Consider the following 18,887-nt stretch of genomic DNA (forward strand, 5'->3'; position numbering starts at 1 on the left):
GGGCCCTCGCCCGCCGCCCCCCCGCGGGTTAAAACACAATACCACGCCGGTCTCCGCCGGGCGGTGGGGGGGCCGGGGGCGCCCCCCCGCGCGCGCCCCCCCGCTTCCCGGCCAACCGTGTTGCGCCACGTCCGGCCGCCGGGCTTAATAGGAGCCCATGTGGTGAGGGGGCGTCAGTTCTGCCTGGCACGCTGCCGTGCCGGGCGGGTGGTGCGACGGTGTGGCTTCCGTCCTGTCGCGCGCCCTCCGCCGAGGTCGTCGGTTCCGGCCGCCTGCGCACCGGTCAGCGGGGCCTCCGCTCGCGCGGCGTCCCGACCGGGCCCGCGGCGGCCGGGGTCCCGTGCGCCCTCACTGCCACGACACCGTCGACCGGAGCGGCCTGCGGGGCGCTCCGCACTCAGGGGGACGTATGCAGACGACCGAGCCGAGCGGGTCCGACGACCCACCGGGCCCCGTGGGCCCGCCCAGACCGCAGCAACCGCCTGCGAGCACCGCGGCCACGGCCGGCCCGGGTGCCGGCGGGCCTGCCGGCGGCCCTCCCCCCGGGCACGCCCCGGGCCCGCCGCCGGACCACTCCCCGTCCATACCGGCCGGAGACTTCGCCACGGCCGGTTCAGCCGCCCCGGCCCCGGAGGGCCGCTCCGACGTGCCGCCTGCCGGGGCGGAGGGGTATCCCGACGTCCCGGCACCGGCCGCCGAGCTCCACGGCTCCGTGGAGATGCGCATCAGCAAGCGGCTGCTGTGGGTCGGGGACGCGGCCTACCCGCTGCACAACATCGCCCGGATCCACACCTTCACGCTGCTCCCCCGGCGCCAGGAGGCGGTGACGCGCTTCCTGAAACGAGTGGGGCTGACCCTGCCCGCGCTGTTCTTCACCACGCTGATGGTGGGGCTGGCGACGCTCACCAGCGACAGCGGGGACACTTTCCTGACCCTCATCTGGCTCGTGGGTGTGGCGGCACTGATCTACTACCTCGCGGACCTGATCATCGTGCTGATGGCGCCGTCCCACTACGTCCTGGCCGTGGAGACCTCCGGGCCCTCCACCGCGGTGGTCACCAGCCAGAACCCCGGCCACCTGCGTCAGCTGGCGCAGTACCTGGCCAACGCACTCGAGAACCCCGACACGGAGTTCCACGTGCAGGTGGAGACGATCACCTTCAACCCGCAGAACTACTACTTCGGCGACAGCGTCAACATGTACGGCGGATCGGGCAACACGGGAATGGCCAAGGGATGAGCGGCGACAACTACCACTTCGGCGACAGCGTCACCGTCAACGGCGGGCGCGGCAACATCGGCATGATCAAGAACCAGTCGGCGCCCGCCGGGTCGCAGCAGCAGCCGGAGCTCCAGGAGGCCCTCGGGGAGCTGCGCCGACTGCTGACGGAGCTGCGCGGCCAGGTCTCCCCGGTGAGTGCCGAGGCCATCGACGAGTCGCTGCCCGACATCGGCGACGAGGGCGAGGTGCAACCCCGCGCCCGGCACCGGGCCCTGCTGGCCGTCGCGGGCATCGCTGCGACGGTCGGGGAGGTGGGCCGGCCCGCGCTGGAGGCGGTCAACAAGGTCCTGGAACTCCTCGGCGCCCGCTGAGGGCCTACCGTCCGCTGCGCCCGCCCGGCTCCACCCGCTTCGCGGAGGGAGCCGGGCGGCGGCGTGAGGGGGAGCGGCCGCAGACCGCAGCAGGTGGTGACGGCTGGTGACGATCGGCGGCGGAGGGTTTCCGGTGGGCCGTGACTGCGGGGCTCGGGCCGGGGCCCGCCGCGTGAGACCGGACACGTCCACGACGGCGATGCCCCGTCGGGCCGGGGTTGCGGCTGCCACCGCGCGGGCGGACCTGCGCCGGCCGCTGCCCGGAGTGACACAGTGGGGAGGAGATCACCGGCTTCCCTGGAGACATCCTCGATGCGTTTGCTGCTCATCCGCCACGGCCAGACCCCTTCGAACGTCAAGCACCTCCTGGACACCGCCGTCCCGGGGCCGGGCCTGACCCCGCTCGGGGAGGAGCAGGCGGCGGCCCTCCCGACGGCGCTGGCCGGGGAGAGCATCGACGCCCTCTACGCCTCCACCCTGCTGCGCACGCAGCTCACCGCAGCGCCGCTGGCCGCCCGGACGGGGCTGGAGGTCCGGGTCCGCGACGGCATCCGCGAGCTGACGGCCGGCGAGCTGGAGATGCGGGGCGACGAGGAGGCGATCGGGACCTACCTCACCACCACCTTCGCGTGGTCCGCCGGGGACACCGAGCGGACCATGCCGGGTGGGGAGAGCGGCGCGGAGGCGCTGAGCAGGTACGACGCCGTGATCGACGAGGCTGCCGGGACGGGCGCGGCGACGGTGGCGATGGTCAGCCACGGTGCCGCGATCCGGATGTGGACGGCGGCCAGGGCGGAGAACGTCGACGTCGCGTTCGCCTCCTCCCACGAACTGCAGAACACGGGCGTCGTCGTGCTCTCCGGCGATCCCCGGCAGGGTTGGCGAGTGCTGAGCTGGGAAGGGCGGTCCCTCGGCCCCGAGGACGTCTTCCCGGAGGACAGCGGCCCCACGGGTGCGGTGGTCGAGCCCGCCGACAGTCCGGTCGCCGGGCGAGCGGAGGACTGACGCGGCGCCGCATGCCGGCCCCGCCCGGGGCCCGCATGCGGAGACCCCGCGCTGTCCGCCCCGCCCGGCCGCCCGGCACACCGGACGTCCCTCGTGTCCGGTAGCACTTCGGGCCGCGGCCGTCCGCCCGGCCGCGGCCCGAAACCGCTGCGTCAGCCGAAGTCGACGTCGCTGCAGAGGAAGTACGCCTGGTCCATGTGCGAGGCCTGCCAGATCGTGTAGACCACGTGCCGACCGGTGAGCCCGGAGGTGGAGACGTCGATCGCGTAGGTGTTGGCGGGCGCGTAGCGGCCGGTGGTGGTGAGCAGTTGGAGGTCGCCCCAGCCGAGCGGCCGGCTCGTCGGGTCGAAGCCCTGACGGGACACGTAGACCTTGAAGTAGTCGGCTCCGTGGGCGGCCTGGTCGTTCAGGGTGACGGTGAAGTCGTCTGCCACGGACGTGGTCTGCCACGCCCCCACCGCGTCCAGCGCGTCGTAACGGTCGCTCTCCGCGTGACCGCCGCTGCACAGCTGGCCGTCGGGGATGGCGGCTTCGAAGTTCCCGGCGAGTCCGTTGCGGTAGAGGCCGTTCCAGTTCCACATGGCATTGGGATTGGCCTGCCACGCCTGCCAGCACATGGGGTCTTCCTGCGCCATGGCCGGGTTCTGGAAGTCGTCCCCCCACCGCGCCCAGCAGCCGTAGTTGCGGGAGGCGGGGTCGACGACCGAGCCGTGGGCCGACGCGCTGCCCGGCCAGATGAGCAGGGACAGCAGCGCGGCCACCAGTAAGCCTGCCGTGCGCACACCCGTCTTCCTTTTGTTACGAACATGACAACGCATGCAGTCCTCCGTCGACTTGAGCGGGGTGAGGTGAGTGCCGTGGGGAGCGCTCCCACGTTGCCGCCGTTTTACCCGAGCATGACGAACAACGAAACCCCTGGGCGACGACAAGAGGGTTGACGCGCCATTCCCTCAGCTGTCCGGCGCCCCCTCACGGCACGGAATCCGGACACGGACACCTCACGCGCGGACCGGAACGTCCCACCCACCCCGGCACCCCGCCCCGGGCTGACCAGCGCACCTTCGGAAACTGCCCCGCATTCAACGGCACGGAGGCGCCCGACCATCCTCAACAGGTGCGCCTTTCCGCCCAGTTGGCCGAAGTCGAACGGAAGGAGGGTGGGGCGCCGGCAGCCCGGGGAGGGCGGCCGGGTCACACCGCGAGGCGATCCTCGCGCACCCCCTTGACAGACCCAGGCAGGCTCTCGATTGTGGGAGCGCTCCCAAAGCTGACGCACCCCTGAGGGGCCCGATCAGGCCCGCGCCACGGCACGCCCCGCCGCGCCATCCGCTCTCGCCCCACTGCGCCACCCGCTCCTCACCTCGCTGCGCCCCCGCACAGCGATCCCCGTGTCCGCCGGCGCACGCCGCGCTCGGCACTCCTCCGGAGGTGACCCCGCATGGCACCGTCCCGTCCGACCGCACCACGCCCCCGCGCCACCCGTGAGACCCACGGCAGCGGCAGTACCCGCGAGTGCGCGTTACCTTCCGCACCTGCCGTGCCCAGCCTCCCGGCGCACTCCACCACTGCCGTCCCGCCCCGCCGCGCCACCGTCGAGGCCGCGGCGCCCGGCCCCGGGGGACGCCGGGCGCGCCTCGCCGGACCGGTCCGGGCGGCCTCGCTGGCCGGCGCTGCCCTGCTGCTCGCGTGCGGCGCGGTCGGCCAGGGCACCACCGCGGTGGCCTCCTCCTCCCCCGCGGACGCCGGTTGCCAGGCCGCCGCCGTCTGCACCGACTTCGAGGACCAGAGCGGTTCCACTCCCGGCGGAGCCTGGCAGACCGTCGCGCCCGACTGCCAGGGCACCGGCACCGCCACCGTCGACACCGCCGTCGCACACAGCGGCACCCGCTCGATCCGTGTCGACGGTGGCACCGGCTACTGCAACCACGTGTTCGTGGCCACCACCGCCGACCTCTCCTCGGTGGGGCCGGTGGTCTACGGGCGGCTGTGGGTCCGGCACACCACGCCGCTGCCCGCCTCGCACGTGACGATGGTGGCCATGCCGGACGCCTCCCAGGGGGGCCGGGCACTGCGCGTCGGCGGCCAGAACGGCGCCCTTCAGTGGAACCGCGAGTCCGACGACGCGACGCTGCCCGAGCAGAGCCCCGCCGGGGTGGCGCTCAGCACCCCGCTCCCCACCGACCGGTGGGCCTGCCTGCGCTTCGAGGTGGACACCACCCGGCAGTCGATGGCGACCTGGCTGGACGATGCCGAGGTCCCGGGTCTCCACGTGGACGGCACCCCGACGCAGGACGTGGACGGCCAGTGGCTGCGCTCGGGCACGGCACCCCGGCCCACCGGTCTGCGCCTGGGCTGGGAGAGCTACGGCAGCGGAGCGGACACCGTCTGGTACGACGACGTGGCCCTCGGCTCCTCGCCCCAGTCGTGCTGACCGTACGTCGCCACGCCCCTCGGCCCCCTGGCGCACGGGTGCCGACCGCACGACGACACAGCCCTCGGCTCCCTCCCGCGCACGTGCCGTCCGCGGCGACCGCCCCCGCGCCGCCGCCCTTCCGCCCACCCCGGAGGTCACCCGCGATGTCCGCTCTGCTCGCCCGCTCGACCGAGGCGGTACTCGGCCTGTTCCGCCTGGTGGTGGGGCTGCTCCTGCTGTGCCACGGGGCGGCGACGCTCTTCGGCCTCTTCGGCGGGGGCCACGGTGCCACGCCTGCCGTCTTCCAGTGGCCGGGCTGGTGGGCCGCGGCTATCCAGTTGACCGGTGGGGCCTTGCTCATGCTGGGACTGGCGGCCCGGCCGGCGGCCCTGGTCTGCTCGGGGTCGATGGCGTACGCGTACTTCACGGTCCACCAACCGCAGGCCCTGCTCCCCCTCCAGAACGGCGGGGAACCGGCGGTCCTGTTCTGCTGGGCCTGCCTGCTGCTGCTCGTGCTCGGCCCCGGCGCCTACTCCGTCGACGCGGCCCTGGCCACCCGCCGGGTCTCTCCGCCCGCCCCGGAGCCGTCGGGCGTGGCCGCCTCCTGACGCGTTGCGGGCCACCCCTGGTGGGTGGCCCGCAACGCCACGCGGTGGGCGCGGTGTTCGCTTCCGGCGGGCGCTCACTCCCTCCCCTCCGCTCCCCTGCCGGCGGGGAGAGCGCGAGGTGGACCCGACCGCCGCCGGGAGGCATCAGGTGGCCCGGCCGTCACCTCGGGGGCCACCACCGCCACCGCGCCACCGGCCTACTGCCGCTTGAAGGAACGGATCTGGTAGTTGCCCTGCAGGTTGCCGCCCCGGTCTGCGGGGGTCGAACCGACGCGGTGGTGGTAGTTGGTCTGCGTGTAGTACTCCACCCGGTGGCCGGTGGCGTTCCACAGGGACCGGACCGGCCTGCCCCGCTGGATGAAGGAGCAGTCGTCGGCGGTGTTGGCCTTGCTGCGCTGCGGCCACTGGCAGCGCACTCCCCGGCCGTTCCAGTCGCTGTAGAGGCAGAAGTGCCCGGGGGAGCAGTTGTAGGCCGCGCGGGTGGGCGCCGCCGGGGCGGCCGGGGCCGCTGCGGCGGGCACGGCGCCGAAGACCGCGGTCAGAGCGGCACAGGTAAGGACGAACGAGCGGATGCGCATGTCATGGTCTCCTTCTGCTCTCCGGTCCGCGGCGGTCGCGCCATCCGGACCGGGAGGCCGGTGAATTGTCTCCTTGACGAAGAAGCCACAGGTCCGCGACAGAAACCAGACCTGAAGCGGATAAACCGCCCTTGAAGGCGAAAGGTCATCAGAAGTCCCCCCTCATCCGGCCCGACGCGCCGGGGCGCAGGAGCCGGCGCGTTCCCCGGGGTCACCGGCCGTTCGCCGCACCCCGGAACCGTCACCGCCACGCCGTTCGGCCACCCTCTTCGACGCAACTTAAATCAATCGCTTGACTTACGAGTGGGCTGATCGATGTACTGGGCATGCACGCGGAGCCCGGTCATTGGAGAGCGCATGAGCCGCCACGGCGATGAAGAGGTACTGGACTACCCCCTCCCCAACCCCACCGCCCTGGAGCCGCCGGCGGTCTGGCCGGAGCTGCGCGAGCGGTGCCCCGTCGCCCACATCCGGCTGCCCAGCGGAGACGGCGCCTCGCTGCTGACCCGCTACGAGGACGTCCGGGACGTCCTGTCCGACCCGCGCTTCACGCGGATGCTGCACGCCCCGGACGCCGCCCGCATCGGCACCGACGAGGAGGGCGGCGTCTTCAACCGGCCCACCCCGCTGCCGCAGAGCGGTGAGGGTCACGTGCGGTGGCGCCGCATGCTCAGCAGGTGGTTCACCGCCAAGCGGATGACCGCGCTGCGCCCGGAGATCGAGGCGATGACCGACCGGCTCGTCGACGAGATGGTCGCCGGCGGTCATCCGGCCGACCTGAATGCGGCGGTCGGTTTCCCCCTGCCGGTGTGGGTGATCTGCAAGCTGCTCGGTGTCCCCGAGTCCGACCGGGACCGCTTCGCGTACTGGTCGGACACCTTCCTGAACCTCACCCGTTACGGGAAGGAGGAGACCGAGGCCGCCCAGCGCGAGTTCGTCTCCTACATGCAGGCGCACGTCGAGGCGGTCCGCGCCGACCCCAAGGACGACCTGCTCAGTGAACTGCTCACCGCGACCGACGCCGAGGGCGGCCGGCTCACCGAGGAGCAGCTCGTCGCCACCGGCCAGGCGCTGCTCATCGCCGGGCACGAGACCACGGCCAACATGATCGGCAAGATGGCCGGCATGCTCCTCGCCGACCGGGAGCGCTGGGAACGACTCCTCGCCGACCGGTCCCTGGTCCGTTCGGCGGTGGAGGAGGCCCTGCGCTTCGACGCCAACCCGGGCCTCGGCATGCCGCGTTACATCGCCGAGGAGAGCGAGGTGGGCGGCACGGTGGTGCCGGCCGGCACCACCGTGATGTGTTCCATGGCTGCGGCCAACCGGGACGAGAAGGCCTTCGAGGGCGCCGACGAGATGCGCCTGGACCGCTCCCCCAACCCCCACCTGGCCTTCGGCGCCGGCGCCCACTCCTGTCTGGGCCAGTCGCTCGCCCGGACCGAGCTGCAGGCCGTCCTGGACGTCCTGTTGCGCCGCCTGCCCACCCTGCGGCTTGCGGTACCCGCCGAGGAGCTGCGCCGGGTGGAGGGCCTGGCCGTCGGCGGGCTGCGTGAGGTCCCCGTACGGTGGTGACCATGGCCGCCAGACCCAGCCGCGCCGAGCGTGCGCACCTCACCCGTGAGCAGATCCTCGACACCGCGGAGCGCCTCTTCGCCGAACACGGTGTCTTCGCCGTCTCCAACCGCCAGATCAGTGAGGCGGCAGGGCAGGGGAACACCGCCGCGGTGGGATACCACTTCGGCACCAAGACCGACCTGGTGCGCGCCCTCATCCGTCGTCACGCGGTCCAGACCGAGGTGCTGCGGTGCCGGATGGTGGCGGCTGCCGAAGGGGCTACCGACGTGCGGACCTGGGTGTCGTGTCTGGTCCGCCCGGTCACCGACCACCTGGCCGAGCTGGGCGGCCCGACCTGGTACGCCCGCTTCGGTGCGCAGGTCATGGCCGACCCGGTGCTGCGCGAGGTCATGTCGGAGGAAGCGCTGAGCACACCCTGCCTCCAGCGCATCATCACCGAACTCGACCGGTGCCTGCCCCATGTGCCGGCCGAGGTGAAGGAAGAACGCGACCGGATGGCCGGCCTGTTGATCGTGCACGTCTGCGCGGAACGGGAGCGGGCCCTGGCCGACGACTCGCCCACCCCGAGGGCGACCTGGCAAGAAGCGGGGTCGGGCCTGGTCGACGCCCTGGTGGGGCTGTGGACGGCACCGACCACCACGCGGTGAGAGCCGCAGACGTACCGATTTCCGACCGATGACGAGGAGTGGTGACGATGAAGGTGACGGTCGAGGAGGACAAGTGCTGCGGCGCGGGCCAGTGCGTCCTGGTGGCGCCGGAGGTCTTCGACCAGCGGGACGAGGACGGCATCGTCGTGCTGCTGGCGGCGGAGCCCGGCGCGGACCAGTACGCCGCGGTGCGTGAGGCCGCCACCGTCTGCCCCGCTGCTGCGATCACCGTCCACGAGAGCGCCTGAACGACCTGCTGTACAGGGTGTTCTGGCCCCCCTGACCCGCCTGGCCCGGTGTGAAGCCGGGACGGAAGTGACGCACACCGGCTCCGTCCCGGCCCGCCTCCCGAAACCCGGCCCCGGTCCCTCCGGCTGCCGGCCCGCCTTCCGATCCGGCCCCCCGGGCTGCCCTCCTGCACCCGGCCCCCGCGGCCCCGCCCTGCGGCCCCGGAACGGGCACCGGCACGACGCGGCCGTCCCCTGTCTTCCCCTCCCCCTCCGCACCGACGCGGATCGAGTTTGCGAGGAGCACGCATGACCAGCACCACGGCACAGGCGGCGGACGACACCGTCGAGGCCCCGTCCTTCCCGATGGCCCGGGCGAGCGGTTGCCCCTTCGACCCGCCTCCGGCGCTCATGTCCCGGCAGGAGGAGGCCCGGCTCGTCCGGGTCCGCCTGGCCGACGGCAGCACGCCCTGGCTGGTGACCCGTCACGCGGACCAGCGGGCCCTGATGGGTGATCCGCGCGTCAGCTCGGACCCGTCCAACCCGGGTTACCCGAGCGGCTCACCGATACCCCCCGGCGGCTCGAAGATCAGCTTCATCCTGATGGACGACCCGGAGCACTCCAGGCTGCGGCGCATGATCACGTCCTGGTTCACCACCCGCCGCGTGGCCCGGATGCGGTCGGCGATCCAGCAGCTCGTCGACGACAAAATCGATGAGCTGCTGGCCGGCCCCAAACCGGTGGACCTGGTCGAGGCGTTCGCCCTGCCGGTGCCCTCGCTGGTGATCTGTGAACTGCTCGGGGTGCCCTACGCGGACCATGACTTCTTCCAGGACAACAGCAAGGCCATCATCAAGCGGGGCACCCCTCCCGAGGAGCGGACCGCCGCCCACCAGGCGTTGACGGAGTACCTCTCCCGGCTCGTCGGCGACAAGATGGAGAAGCCGGGGGACGACCTGCTCTCCGGGCTGGCCGAGCGGGTGCGGGAAGGCGAACTCACCCGAGGCGAGGCGGCCCAGATGGGCGTCCTGCTGCTCATCGCCGGGCACGAGACGACGGCCAACATGATCGCGCTCGGCACGCTGGCGCTGCTGGAGCACCCCGAGCAGCTCGACGCCCTGCGCTCCGGCGACGAGGCGCTGGTGGCCTCCGCGGTCGAGGAGTTGCTGCGCTACCTCAACATCACCCACAACGGCCGGCGCCGGGTCGCGCTGGAGGACATCGAGGTCGGTGACGTCGTCGTCCGGGCGGGCGAGGGCCTGATCATGGCCAACGACATCGGCAACCGCGATCCGCGCGTCTTCGAGGACGGGGACCACCTGGACCTGTCACGCCAGGCCCGCCGGCACCTTGCGTTCGGCTTCGGGGTGCACCAGTGCCTCGGTCAGCAACTCGCCCGTCTGGAGCTGCAGGTGGTCTACGGCACCCTCTACCGGCGCATCCCCACCCTGGCGCTCGCCACCGACCTGGACAGCGTGCCGTTCAAGCACGACGGTGCCGTCTACGGCGTCTACGAGCTGCCGGTCACCTGGTGACAGTCGTGGTCGGTCAGGGGAAGTAGCCGGTCCCCGGCGCCACCGGTGAGGGGCCCTGGCCGGTCACGGGCACGCGGGGGCCTGCCTCACCGGCGGGCCCCCGAGTCCAGTGTCAGACCGCAGCCCACCCGTTGTCGACGGGCAGCACCACGCCGTTGACGTTGCTCGCCGCGTCGGAGGCGAGGAAGAGGATGGCCGCGGCCTGCTCCTCCGCGGTCGACACGCGACCGATGTTGGCTGCGTAGGCGCCGACGGCGGCCGGTCCGTGGGCCCCGGGCACGGCATCGACCTGGATGCCCGTGACGGTTCCGCCGGGTGCGATGGCGTTGGTGCGGACGCCCTTGTCGCGGTACATGACGGCGAGGTTCTTCACCAGGCCGACCACTCCGTGCTTGGAGGCGGTGTAGGCGGCACCCGCCGCACTGCCGCGCAGCCCGGCCTCGGAGGCGGTGAAGACGATCGAGCCGCGGCCGGCGGCGAGCATGTGCGGAAGCGCGGCGCGGGTGAGGAGGAAGGGCGCCGTGAGGTTGATGCGCAGCACCCGCTCCCACTCGGCGTCCTCGGTGTCAGCCACGGCTGAGAGGCGGTCCATGATCCCGGCGTTGTTCACCAGGACGTCCAGGCTGCCGAAGGTGTCCACGGCCGTCGTGACGACCTCGTCCACCACCTTCTGGTCGCTGAGGTCGCCGACCACGGCGCAGGCGGTGCCGCCCTCGGCCCGGACGGCCTCGACGACGGCCTCGGCGCCTTCCTGACGCAGGTCGGCCACCAGGACCTTCGCTCCTTCCCGGGCGAGAGCCGTGGCCGCGGCCTTCCCTATCCCCGACGCCGCTCCCGTGACGACGACGCCACGTCCAGCCAGACCGGTGCCACTCATGTGCGCTCCTCGCTCGTCTTCCCCGGCGGGGGCCCCGGGCCGACCGGCCCGCGCGTCCGCCCAGCCTCTGCCACCCTAGACTTCATGGCACTCACTGCCAATATGGCACTCAGCGCCGATATTCGGGCTGACCACCACCTCTCCCCCGGGCACGCAGGGCCCCGGTCGTTAGGGTGACTCCATCGACAACAACCCTGAGCAGCGGACGGGGAAGAGCGTGGACCAGCCAGGAGTGCGGGAGGCGGCGCCCGGTGGCACCCGGTCCCCGGGGCGACCACCGTTGACCGAGCGGCGCAAGGCGGCCACCCGGCTGGAGATCGCACACGTGGCGGTGCGCCTCTTCGCCGAACAGGGTGTCACCGCGACCCCCGGTGAGGCCGTCGCCCGTGCTGCCGGCGTCTCGCCCCGCACGCTGTGGCGCTACTTCCCCTCCAAGGAGGAGTGCGTCCGTCCGCTTCTGGCCGCCGGTCTGGAGGCGACCGCCCGGCGGCTGCGCGAGTGGCCCACCGACCGCCCACTGAGCGAGGCCGTCCAGGCGGACCTCACCTCGACGGTCGGCCGCCAGGAGGACGCCGTGGCGCTGCGGCGACTGCTTCGGCTCCTCCCCGACGAGCCAGGGCTGCGTGCCGTCTGGTTCCGGGTCCACCACGACGCGGAGCCCGTTCTCACCGAGGTCGTCGCCGCCCGCATCGGCGCCGACCCGGGCGACCTGCTCCCGAGGATCAAGGCCGTCATGCTCAACGCCGCGCTGCGCGTCGCAGCGGAGGAATGGGCCGGTTCGGCGGACGAGGACGGGGCAGCCGGCGCCGCGGCCTTCCGGCAGGCGGTGGCGGGGGCGATGCGGGACCTGGGATTGTGAGGGCAGACGCACGGTGAGGGGCCGCGCTCACGACCGGGGCCCGTGACGGACGTCCGCCACGGGCCCTCGCCACACGTCTTCAGGCCGTCAGGCGCCCGCTCCTGACCTCCGCGACGAAGGACGCCCAGCGCTCGGCCGGGAACACCAGCACCGGGCCGTGCGGGGACTTGCTGTCACGCACCGGGACGGCGGCGGTGTAGTCGTCGGAGACTTCGAGGCATTCCCCTCCGTCCTGGTTACTGTGGCTGCTCTTACGCCAGGTCGTGACGCTCAGGTCGATGGTTCGCACAGCGTTTCCTCCAACATGGCCTGGACGAACTTCTGCGACTCGTTCGGCGTCAGAGCCAGGTCGCGCATCGCATCGTACGCACGCTGCATACGCTCGACCAGTACGTTCTCCTCGATGAGATCGCCCCGGTAACCGTTCTCGATGTAAGCCTTCGTCGACCCGTCAGCCAACCGCAGAAACATCACTGTGGCGTTCGTCAACCCGTGGAGTCCCGCACCGAGCGGCAGCCCCTGCAAGGCCACCCCCGACCTCTCCCCCACCTCCACCAGATGCTCCAACTGCCCCCGCCACTCCCCCACGTTCCGCAGCGGTGTCCGGAGCACCGCTTCCGACAGGATCGTGCGGAACGGCGGTGCGTCGTCCCCCTCCAGCAGGTCACGCCGGCTCATGCGGGCTTCGACCTGCTGCTCCAGTTCCTTGCCCTTCAGGCCGCCCGCCGACAGCACCTCCCGGGCGTAGGCCGGCGTCTGCAAGAGGCCGGGCAGGACGCTCACCGCGAAGTGCCACAGGCTGACGGCCTTCGCCTCCAGCTCCATGTAGCGCCGGTACCGCTCGCGGAACTGCGTGTGGTCCCCGGCCGCCAGCTCCCACAACGCGAGCAGCAGGCCCGGGGTGCCGTAGTGGGTGTCCAGGGCCTGGACGACCTCCGGGCTGCCGAGCGTCTCGCCCTTCTCCATCTTGCCGAACAACGACCAGTCCCAGCCCAGGCGTTCACCGAGCTGCCGCAGGCTCGCCCCGCTGGACGACCGCAGCGTCCGCAGCTCCTCGGCGAACCGCTGCCGCGGCTCCTGACTACGGCCCGTGACGATGCGACGCTGCGGCATACCGCTGCCCTCCGTGCACTCTCGCGCGGGTCACACGCAAGGAGATGTGGAACGAGTGGAACGACCTGCTGTCGACGGGGAAGCACCGCCCGACCCACGGCATGCCGCTCCCCCGCCGGGCGCATCCTCGTAACGCCCGCATCACGCACCGTAATGCGTGTCACCGCCACCGAGTGGCGGTTCGACGGAAGACACCACCATCGAGGAGGCTCCCATGCCCGTCGACCCCGACCGGTCCGACCGCAAGGTCGGCGAAGCCCTGGACGCCCGCGACGCCCTGGCCACCGCCCTGACCCGGGCCGGAGTCCAACTCCCCGCGATGGACGTCCGCACCCCCTGGTACGACGAGCGGGAGGGGGAGGCCCGGTACGCCCTGGTCCACCTCGGCGTGTGCTCGGCGCCCGTGGCCCACGCGCTCGCCGAGGTCATCTCGCGGGGCCTGGCGCGGTGACCGAGGGCGAGGAGGCCGAAGCCCCGCACACACCCTTGCGCGCACGCCCCGGCCCAGGGGATGTCGTCCACGACTCCGTCCTCGGTCGCGTGGGCCAGGTCCTGGGTCAGGTCGCGCGCGCCGGGAGCTGCCGCCTGCTGCTGCGTCCGCTCGGTCCGGGCCCCGCCTGGGAGGCGGACCCGGACCTTCTGCGGACGCTGGGCCGGGCGGAGTTGCTCCGCGCCCTGGTCGCCGAGGCCAACGCGCGCAGCCGCAGACCCCTGTGAGACGTCGGGACGTCTTCGTCCGACGGATCAACCCGGCCTCTCTGCTGCCGAGTTCAGGTTCCCGCGTCCTTCTCCCCGTCCCGCCGCGTCAACCGCAACACCGTCCCTTCTCCGTCGGCCGAGAGCAGCAGGGTGCCGTCGGAGGCCGCGGCGAGACCGGCGAACCGGTGCGGTACGCCGGGCATGCCGTGGGTGAAGAGGGCCGGCTGGGTGCGCGGCCCGGTGCCCGGCGGCGGCCCGACGGGCAGGTCCTCGGCCTCGGTGCGGACCTCGCCGGTGGTGAGGGAGAGGGCCAGCAACCGGCGGGTCCCGCTCTCCACCGTGTACAGCTCCTCGCCGAGGACGGTGAGGCCCTGGGGGGCGGCAAGCCCCTCGGCGACAGGGACGGCCCGGCCGTCGGCCAACCGGTACACCGCGCCCCCCACCTCGTCGCTGACGTAGCAGTTGCCCGCCGCGTCGACCGCCACGTCCACCGGGCGGTCGAAACCCTCGGCGAGGACGGTGACGGTGTCGTCCTCGGCGAGGGCCAGCACCCGTCCGGCGTCGGTCTCGGCGACGAGGAGGGTGCCGTCCGGGCGGGCGGCGATGCCGGTCGGTCGGCGCAGGCCGCTCGCGCGTACCCGGGTGGTCTCCTGCTCGGGGTCGTAGGTCCTCACCTCCCCGTACTGCGAGGTGAGGTGGAGCAGCCCGTCCGCCGCGGTGATGCCGTGGGCGAACGGCCGCAGTTGGGTGGTGGTGCCGCCCCCCGCGCCGGGCGTGCCGTCGGGGGCGGGCTCGGCGGGGACGGCCAGCCGGTAGTGGTCGGCGACGTGGACCGTCCCGCCCAGGTCGGTCACGCCGAACGGGCCGGCCAGGCCGCGCGGCACGATCTCGCGGGTGCGGCCGTCGGGGTGCATCTCGACCACGCCGCTGGTGGCGTAGCTGGAGACGTACATGCGGTTCTCCGCGTCGAAGGCGGCGTTGTCGAGCCCGGTCACACCGGAGGTGACGAGGTGGCGGGAGCCGGTGCCGTGGAGGTCGATGCGGGTGACGAAGCCCGCCTCGCCGCGGGAGAGGACGTGCATCACGCCGCCTTGGTCGAAGCGGACCGCTACGGGGTCGTGCACCTTCTCCGCGACGACCTCCGGTGCGCCCCCGTCGGTCGGTACGCGCCAGACCTGGTTGGTCAGCATGTGCGGGTAGTACAGGCAGCCGTCGGGGCCGGTCTGCATGGCGTTGCCCATGGCCAGGCCCTCGGCGAGCACCACCGGGTCGCGGCCGTCGGGGAAGAGCTCCACGAGCCGGCCCTGCGTCTTCATCTCGTTGACGAAGAGCCGGTCACCGACGCAGGTAATGCCGTTGGGGACCTTCACCTGGTCGGAGACCACGCTGTACTCGCCCTGCGGGCTGCGGCGCCACACGATGCCCGGCACCAGGTCGGCGACGTACATCGAACCGTCGGCGCCGAAGGCGAGGTCGTCCGGCGACTGCACCGGGCCGTCCATCGGGACGACCACCTCGACCTCGCCGGAGGCCGGGTCCACGGCGCTGATCTGTCCGGCCAGGTACTGGGCGACGTACAGCCTCCCGTCGGGGCCGAACGCCACGCCGTTGGAACCCCACAGCGGGTTGGGCAGGTTGAGGCGCCGCGCCTTCCAGCGCCCTGCCGTGCGGGGCCCGGGGGTGTCGGTGCCGTAGCGGCCGGCGGTTGCGGGGACCGCTCCGGGGCCGGTCACACCGTGCCCTGTTCGGCACCGACCAGGACGTCGCGCATGCCGCCGGCGCGCCACTCCCGCAGCAGCGCGTGGAAGGCCACGGGACCGTCGGCGTAGGAGTGGCGGCGTTCCCTGGGCATGCCCTCGTTGTTGTAGTAGCCGGGGGTGCACTCGGCCTGGAAGGCGTACAGGTCGGGGGCGTTCTCCTGGATGGTGGTGACCCAGGCCGCCTCCGCCTCCTCGCTGGGCTCCACGTAGCGGGCCCCCTGTGCGCGGGCCGCGGCCACGACCTCGGCCACGTGGGTCGCCTGCTCGTCCAGCACGTGCACGAAGTTGACGGCCGAGGCGTTCTGCAGCGGGCCGAGCTGGAAGAGGTTGGGGAAGCCGTGGCTGTAGAAGCCGTGCAGGGTCCGGGGGCCCTCCTTCCACGCCTCGCCGAGGCTGAGGCCGTCCCTGCCGTACACCGGCAGCCGTCCGGAGGTGATGCCGGAGACGCCGACCTGGAAGCCGGTGCCGAAGATGATGCAGTCGACCTCGTACTCCGTGCCGCCGACGACGACGGCGTTCTCGGTGATGCGCTCGACGCCGTGGCTGTCGGCGGTGTCCACCAGGGTGACGTTGGGCCGGTTGAAGGTCTGGAGGTACAGGTCGCTGAAGGTGGGCCGCTTGCACATGTAGCGGTACCAGGGCTTGAGCAGTTCGGCTGTCCCCGGGTCGTTGACGACGGAGTCGACGCGGGCCCGGATCTCGTTCATCTTGCGGTGGTCGGCGAGTTCGTAGAGACGCTCGCGCTCCTCCTCGGGCACCTCGCGGTAGCCGTCGGTGGGGATCATCTTCTGCTGGAGGCGGGCGGTGCTGGTCCAGCCGTCGGCGACGAGGTCCTCGTCCTCCCGGCCCCCGGTGACCAGCCGCAGGAAGTTCTCCCTCCGGCGCTCCTGCCACCCGGGCTTGAGCGAGGCGGCCCACTGCGGGTCGGTGGGGCGGTTGGCGCGCACGTCGACGGAGGAGGGGGTGCGCTGGAAGACGTAGAGGTGCTGGGCGTCGGCGCCGAGGTGCGGTACGCACTGGATGGCGGTCGCGCCGGTGCCGATGAGGGCGACCCGCTTGTCGGCGAGCCGGTCCAGGTTCCCGTCGGCGTCGCCACCGGTGTAGGCGTAGTCCCAGCGGCTGGTGTGGAAGGTGTGGCCCTTGAAGGTCTCGATGCCGGGGATGCCGGGGAGTTTGACCTCGCTGAGCGTGCCGCTGGCCGTCACGACGTACCGGGCGCGGATGCGGTCGCCGCGGTCGGTGCTGACGGTCCACTCCGACTCCGCGTCGTCCCAGCGCAGTTCGGTGGCCTGGGTCTGGAAGCACGCGTCCCGGTAGAGGTCGAAGGTGCGGCCTATCGCCCGGGCGTGCTGCCGGATCTCCTCGCCCGGCGCGTACTTCCACTTCGGGACGTAGCCGACCTCCTCCAGCAGCGGCATGTAGATGTAGGACTCGATGTCGCAGTGGATGCCGGGGTAGCGGTTCCAGTACCAGGTGCCGCCGAAGTCGCCGCCCTTCTCGATGACCCGTATCCGCTCCAGGCCGGCCTGGCGCAGCCGGGCGCCCGCGAGCAGGCCGCCGAACCCGCCTCCGACGATGACCGCGTCGACCCGGTCGGTGAGCGGCTCGCGGGAGTGGTCGGCGTCGGCGTACGGGTCCTCGTCGTAGTAGCCGAACTCACCGGTGACGCGCTGGTACTGGGCGCTGCCCTCGGGGCGGATGCGGCGGTCGCGTTCGGCGCGGTAGCGGGCCCGCAGCGCGTCGACGTCGATGCCCGGTTCCTCCGGGAGGGCCGAGGTGGCGTGGGGTGCGGGTCGGGGGGAGGACATGGGTCCCTCTCTTCCTGTGTGGTGGCGAAGGCGGCCGGTGGTGCGGGGCGGGCGGTGGTCCGGTGCGCTGCTGCCGCGGGGGCGCGCCGGGTGGTCCGGCCTGCTCAGGTCCAAACGACGCTCTGGTCGGAGACGGTGCCGGGGGTGGGGCCCGGGCCGTCGGTGCCGGCGGCGGCGTTGCGCACGGCGGGGATGGCGGCGGCGAGGGCGGCGGCGACCAGGGCGACGCCGCAGCCGATCAGCAGCCCGGTGCGGAAGCCGCTCTCGGAGGTGAGGCGGTGGCCGACGGGGCCGACGGTCAGCTGGGAGAGGACGGCGCCGATCACGGCGGCGCCGACCGAGGTTCCCAGGGAGCGCATGAGGGTGTTGAAGCCGTTGGCGGCGGCGGTCTCGGAGAGCGGCACCGAGCTCATGATGAGCGCGGGCATCGAGCCGTAGGCCAGGCCGACACCGCTGTTGACGACCATGCACACCAGCATCAGGCCCCAGGCCCCACCCATCACCGCGAGGGCCAGGCCGTAGCCGACCGCGATCACGAGCACGCCGCTGATCAGCGTGAACTTGGGCCCCCGGGCGTCGGTGAGCTTTCCGCCGAGGGGGGAGACGATCATCATCATGATGCCGCCGGGTGCCATCCACAGGCCCGCCGCGAGCATCGACTGGCCCAGGCCGTAGCCGGTGGCTGCGGGGAACTGGAGCAGCTGGGGCACGATCAGCATGTTCGCGTACATCCCGACGCCCACGAAGACCGAGGCGACGTTGGTCATCAGGACCCGGGGGCGGGCCGTGGTGCGCAGGTCGACCAGCGGGTCGCGGGTGCGCAGTTCCCAGGCTCCCCAGAGCAGGAGGACCACGACGGCCGCGGCGAAGAGGCCGAGCGTCCCGGCCGAACCCCATCCCCACTCGGCGCCCTTGGAGACGGCGAGCAGCAGGCAGACCAGCCCGGCGGCCAGGCCGAGGGCGCCGGGGGCGTCGAACCGCTGGCCGGAGGCGGCGGCCGGGACGTCCGGTATCAGGAAGCGGATCAGGACCGCGATGACGGCGGCCAGGACGGCCGATCCCCAGAAGAGCCAGCGCCAGTCGGCGTACTGGGCGACGGCGGAGGCGAGCGGCAGGCCGAGGCCGCCGCCGATCCCCATGGAGGCGCTGACCAGGGCGATGGAGGAGCTGAGCTTCTCGGCCGGTACGACGTCGCGCAGCAGCGCGATGCCGAGGGGCAGCATGCCCATCCCCATGCCCTGCAGGCCCCGCCCGATGATCATGGGTACGACGGTGGAGGAGAGGGCGCAGACCACGGAGCCGACGACCAGCGGCACCGAGCACGCCAGGAGCATGCGGCGCTTGCCGAAAAGGTCCCCGAGGCGCCCGGAGATCGGTACGCACACCGCTCCGGCCAGCAGGGTCACGGTGATCACCCAGGCGGAGTCCGCCGCGGTGGTGTGCAGGATCTGCGGCAGTCGGGCGATGAGCGGGGTGACCAGGGTCTGCATGACCGCTGCCACGGTCCCGGCGAAGGCCAGGGTGGCGACCACCGGGCCGGAGCGGACCGTTTGCTGGGGGGCGTCCATGGCGGGACTCCTCACGAGGAC

At 72.7% G+C, this 18,887-nt stretch carries 20 protein-coding genes; 12 read left to right on the forward strand and 8 right to left on the reverse strand.

The window, feature by feature from the left end; all coding sequences use genetic code 11:
• The first annotated feature begins 646 nt into the window (after positions 1-646).
• The 3 genes from ACFV3R_RS19375 to ACFV3R_RS19385 all read left to right on the forward strand — a co-directional run bounded on the left by ACFV3R_RS19375 (position 647) and on the right by ACFV3R_RS19385 (position 2,598).
• On the forward strand, positions 647-1,240 hold the full coding sequence (locus ACFV3R_RS19375; RefSeq protein WP_385584052.1) for a DUF6232 family protein: 594 nt from the start codon (positions 647-649) through the stop codon (positions 1,238-1,240).
• Complete coding sequence (locus tag ACFV3R_RS19380) at positions 1,237-1,593, forward strand: hypothetical protein (RefSeq protein WP_385584054.1); 357 nt, start codon at positions 1,237-1,239, stop codon at positions 1,591-1,593. Before ACFV3R_RS19375 ends, ACFV3R_RS19380 begins: the two co-directional genes overlap by 4 nt.
• Positions 1,594-1,905: 312 nt before the next feature.
• A complete protein-coding gene (locus ACFV3R_RS19385; protein ID WP_385584057.1) occupies positions 1,906-2,598 on the forward strand; it encodes a histidine phosphatase family protein in 693 nt (230 codons plus the stop codon).
• 152 nt (positions 2,599-2,750) lie between these two features.
• Here ACFV3R_RS19385 and ACFV3R_RS19390 read toward each other — a convergent pair whose 3' ends face one another.
• A complete protein-coding gene (locus ACFV3R_RS19390; RefSeq protein WP_385584060.1) occupies positions 2,751-3,416 on the reverse strand; it encodes a lytic polysaccharide monooxygenase in 666 nt (221 codons plus the stop codon).
• A gap of 719 nt (positions 3,417-4,135) precedes the next feature.
• Between ACFV3R_RS19390 and ACFV3R_RS19395 the strand changes: the two genes are divergently transcribed.
• Both ACFV3R_RS19395 and ACFV3R_RS19400 read left to right on the forward strand, forming a co-directional pair.
• Positions 4,136-5,029, forward strand: coding sequence for a cellulose-binding protein (locus tag ACFV3R_RS19395; RefSeq protein ID WP_385584064.1), 894 nt, complete (start codon positions 4,136-4,138; stop codon positions 5,027-5,029).
• Positions 5,030-5,175: 146 nt separating this feature from the next.
• Positions 5,176-5,619, forward strand: coding sequence for a DoxX family protein (locus ACFV3R_RS19400; RefSeq protein ID WP_385584067.1), 444 nt, complete (start codon positions 5,176-5,178; stop codon positions 5,617-5,619).
• 197 nt (positions 5,620-5,816) lie between these two features.
• Here ACFV3R_RS19400 and ACFV3R_RS19405 read toward each other — a convergent pair whose 3' ends face one another.
• Positions 5,817-6,197: a peptidase inhibitor family I36 protein gene (locus ACFV3R_RS19405; protein WP_385584070.1), complete on the reverse strand. Its 381-nt coding sequence runs from the start codon at positions 6,195-6,197 to the stop codon at positions 5,817-5,819.
• Between the two features lie 357 nt (positions 6,198-6,554).
• On the opposite strand from ACFV3R_RS19405, the gene ACFV3R_RS19410 reads away from it, so the two are divergent.
• From ACFV3R_RS19410 to ACFV3R_RS19425, 4 genes are all read left to right on the forward strand, one after another.
• Complete coding sequence (locus ACFV3R_RS19410; RefSeq protein WP_385584073.1) at positions 6,555-7,769, forward strand: cytochrome P450; 1,215 nt, start codon at positions 6,555-6,557, stop codon at positions 7,767-7,769.
• A gap of 2 nt (positions 7,770-7,771) precedes the next feature.
• The gene (locus tag ACFV3R_RS19415) at positions 7,772-8,419 is read left to right on the forward strand and encodes a TetR/AcrR family transcriptional regulator (protein ID WP_385584076.1); all 648 of its coding nucleotides are present in this window, start codon (positions 7,772-7,774) and stop codon (positions 8,417-8,419) included.
• Between the two features lie 47 nt (positions 8,420-8,466).
• Positions 8,467-8,667, forward strand: coding sequence for a ferredoxin (locus ACFV3R_RS19420; RefSeq protein ID WP_385584079.1), 201 nt, complete (start codon positions 8,467-8,469; stop codon positions 8,665-8,667).
• Positions 8,668-8,955: 288 nt separating this feature from the next.
• Positions 8,956-10,182, forward strand: a complete 1,227-nt coding sequence (locus tag ACFV3R_RS19425) for a cytochrome P450 (protein WP_385584082.1) — start codon at positions 8,956-8,958, stop codon at positions 10,180-10,182.
• Between the two features lie 112 nt (positions 10,183-10,294).
• Here ACFV3R_RS19425 and ACFV3R_RS19430 read toward each other — a convergent pair whose 3' ends face one another.
• Positions 10,295-11,059 carry an SDR family NAD(P)-dependent oxidoreductase gene (locus ACFV3R_RS19430; RefSeq protein WP_385584085.1) on the reverse strand — a complete coding sequence of 255 codons (765 nt, stop codon included), beginning with the start codon at positions 11,057-11,059 and terminating at the stop codon, positions 10,295-10,297.
• Positions 11,060-11,276: 217 nt separating this feature from the next.
• Between ACFV3R_RS19430 and ACFV3R_RS19435 the strand changes: the two genes are divergently transcribed.
• A complete protein-coding gene (locus tag ACFV3R_RS19435) occupies positions 11,277-11,918 on the forward strand; it encodes a TetR/AcrR family transcriptional regulator (protein WP_385584088.1) in 642 nt (213 codons plus the stop codon).
• A gap of 79 nt (positions 11,919-11,997) precedes the next feature.
• Here the strand turns inward: ACFV3R_RS19435 and ACFV3R_RS19440 are convergent, their stop codons facing one another.
• Positions 11,998-12,207: a DUF397 domain-containing protein gene (locus tag ACFV3R_RS19440; RefSeq protein WP_385584091.1), complete on the reverse strand. Its 210-nt coding sequence runs from the start codon at positions 12,205-12,207 to the stop codon at positions 11,998-12,000.
• Positions 12,189-13,031 carry a helix-turn-helix domain-containing protein gene (locus ACFV3R_RS19445; protein WP_385584094.1) on the reverse strand — a complete coding sequence of 281 codons (843 nt, stop codon included), beginning with the start codon at positions 13,029-13,031 and terminating at the stop codon, positions 12,189-12,191. Before ACFV3R_RS19445 ends, ACFV3R_RS19440 begins: the two co-directional genes overlap by 19 nt.
• Positions 13,032-13,245: 214 nt before the next feature.
• Here ACFV3R_RS19445 and ACFV3R_RS19450 point away from each other — a divergent pair, with 214 nt between their 5' ends.
• Both ACFV3R_RS19450 and ACFV3R_RS19455 read left to right on the forward strand, forming a co-directional pair.
• Complete coding sequence (locus ACFV3R_RS19450; protein ID WP_385584097.1) at positions 13,246-13,482, forward strand: hypothetical protein; 237 nt, start codon at positions 13,246-13,248, stop codon at positions 13,480-13,482.
• Entirely contained in the window at positions 13,479-13,748 is a 270-nt protein-coding gene (locus ACFV3R_RS19455; protein WP_385584100.1) for a hypothetical protein, read from the forward strand. The genes ACFV3R_RS19450 and ACFV3R_RS19455 overlap by 4 nt, the downstream gene beginning before the upstream one ends.
• A gap of 53 nt (positions 13,749-13,801) precedes the next feature.
• On the opposite strand, the gene ACFV3R_RS19460 is transcribed toward ACFV3R_RS19455, so the two are convergent.
• The 3 genes from ACFV3R_RS19460 to ACFV3R_RS19470 form a co-directional block, all read right to left on the reverse strand.
• Complete coding sequence (locus tag ACFV3R_RS19460) at positions 13,802-15,463, reverse strand: SMP-30/gluconolactonase/LRE family protein (protein ID WP_385584103.1); 1,662 nt, start codon at positions 15,461-15,463, stop codon at positions 13,802-13,804.
• Complete coding sequence (locus ACFV3R_RS19465; RefSeq protein WP_385584105.1) at positions 15,460-17,298, reverse strand: flavin-containing monooxygenase; 1,839 nt, start codon at positions 17,296-17,298, stop codon at positions 15,460-15,462. Before ACFV3R_RS19465 ends, ACFV3R_RS19460 begins: the two co-directional genes overlap by 4 nt.
• A gap of 104 nt (positions 17,299-17,402) precedes the next feature.
• On the reverse strand, positions 17,403-18,866 hold the full coding sequence (locus ACFV3R_RS19470) for an MFS transporter (RefSeq protein ID WP_385584108.1): 1,464 nt from the start codon (positions 18,864-18,866) through the stop codon (positions 17,403-17,405).
• Positions 18,867-18,887 lie beyond the last annotated feature (21 nt).

Origin of the sequence: Streptomyces sp. NPDC059740 (assembly GCF_042733155.1) — a bacterium.
Lineage (GTDB): Bacteria > Actinomycetota > Actinomycetes > Streptomycetales > Streptomycetaceae > Streptomyces.

Coding starts and splice junctions, on each gene's coding strand:
- ACFV3R_RS19380 (WP_385584054.1), top strand. CDS start 1,237: ATGAGCGGCGACAACTACCACTTCGGCGACAGCGTCACCGTCAACGGC.
- ACFV3R_RS19385 (WP_385584057.1), top strand. CDS start 1,906: ATGCGTTTGCTGCTCATCCGCCACGGCCAGACCCCTTCGAACGTCAAG.
- ACFV3R_RS19390 (WP_385584060.1), bottom strand. CDS start 3,416: ATGCGTTGTCATGTTCGTAACAAAAGGAAGACGGGTGTGCGCACGGCA.
- ACFV3R_RS19400 (WP_385584067.1), top strand. CDS start 5,176: ATGTCCGCTCTGCTCGCCCGCTCGACCGAGGCGGTACTCGGCCTGTTC.
- ACFV3R_RS19405 (WP_385584070.1), bottom strand. CDS start 6,197: ATGCGCATCCGCTCGTTCGTCCTTACCTGTGCCGCTCTGACCGCGGTC.
- ACFV3R_RS19410 (WP_385584073.1), top strand. CDS start 6,555: ATGAGCCGCCACGGCGATGAAGAGGTACTGGACTACCCCCTCCCCAAC.
- ACFV3R_RS19415 (WP_385584076.1), top strand. CDS start 7,772: ATGGCCGCCAGACCCAGCCGCGCCGAGCGTGCGCACCTCACCCGTGAG.
- ACFV3R_RS19420 (WP_385584079.1), top strand. CDS start 8,467: ATGAAGGTGACGGTCGAGGAGGACAAGTGCTGCGGCGCGGGCCAGTGC.
- ACFV3R_RS19425 (WP_385584082.1), top strand. CDS start 8,956: ATGACCAGCACCACGGCACAGGCGGCGGACGACACCGTCGAGGCCCCG.
- ACFV3R_RS19430 (WP_385584085.1), bottom strand. CDS start 11,059: ATGAGTGGCACCGGTCTGGCTGGACGTGGCGTCGTCGTCACGGGAGCG.
- ACFV3R_RS19445 (WP_385584094.1), bottom strand. CDS start 13,031: ATGCCGCAGCGTCGCATCGTCACGGGCCGTAGTCAGGAGCCGCGGCAG.
- ACFV3R_RS19450 (WP_385584097.1), top strand. CDS start 13,246: ATGCCCGTCGACCCCGACCGGTCCGACCGCAAGGTCGGCGAAGCCCTG.
- ACFV3R_RS19465 (WP_385584105.1), bottom strand. CDS start 17,298: ATGTCCTCCCCCCGACCCGCACCCCACGCCACCTCGGCCCTCCCGGAG.
- ACFV3R_RS19470 (WP_385584108.1), bottom strand. CDS start 18,866: ATGGACGCCCCCCAGCAAACGGTCCGCTCCGGCCCGGTGGTCGCCACC.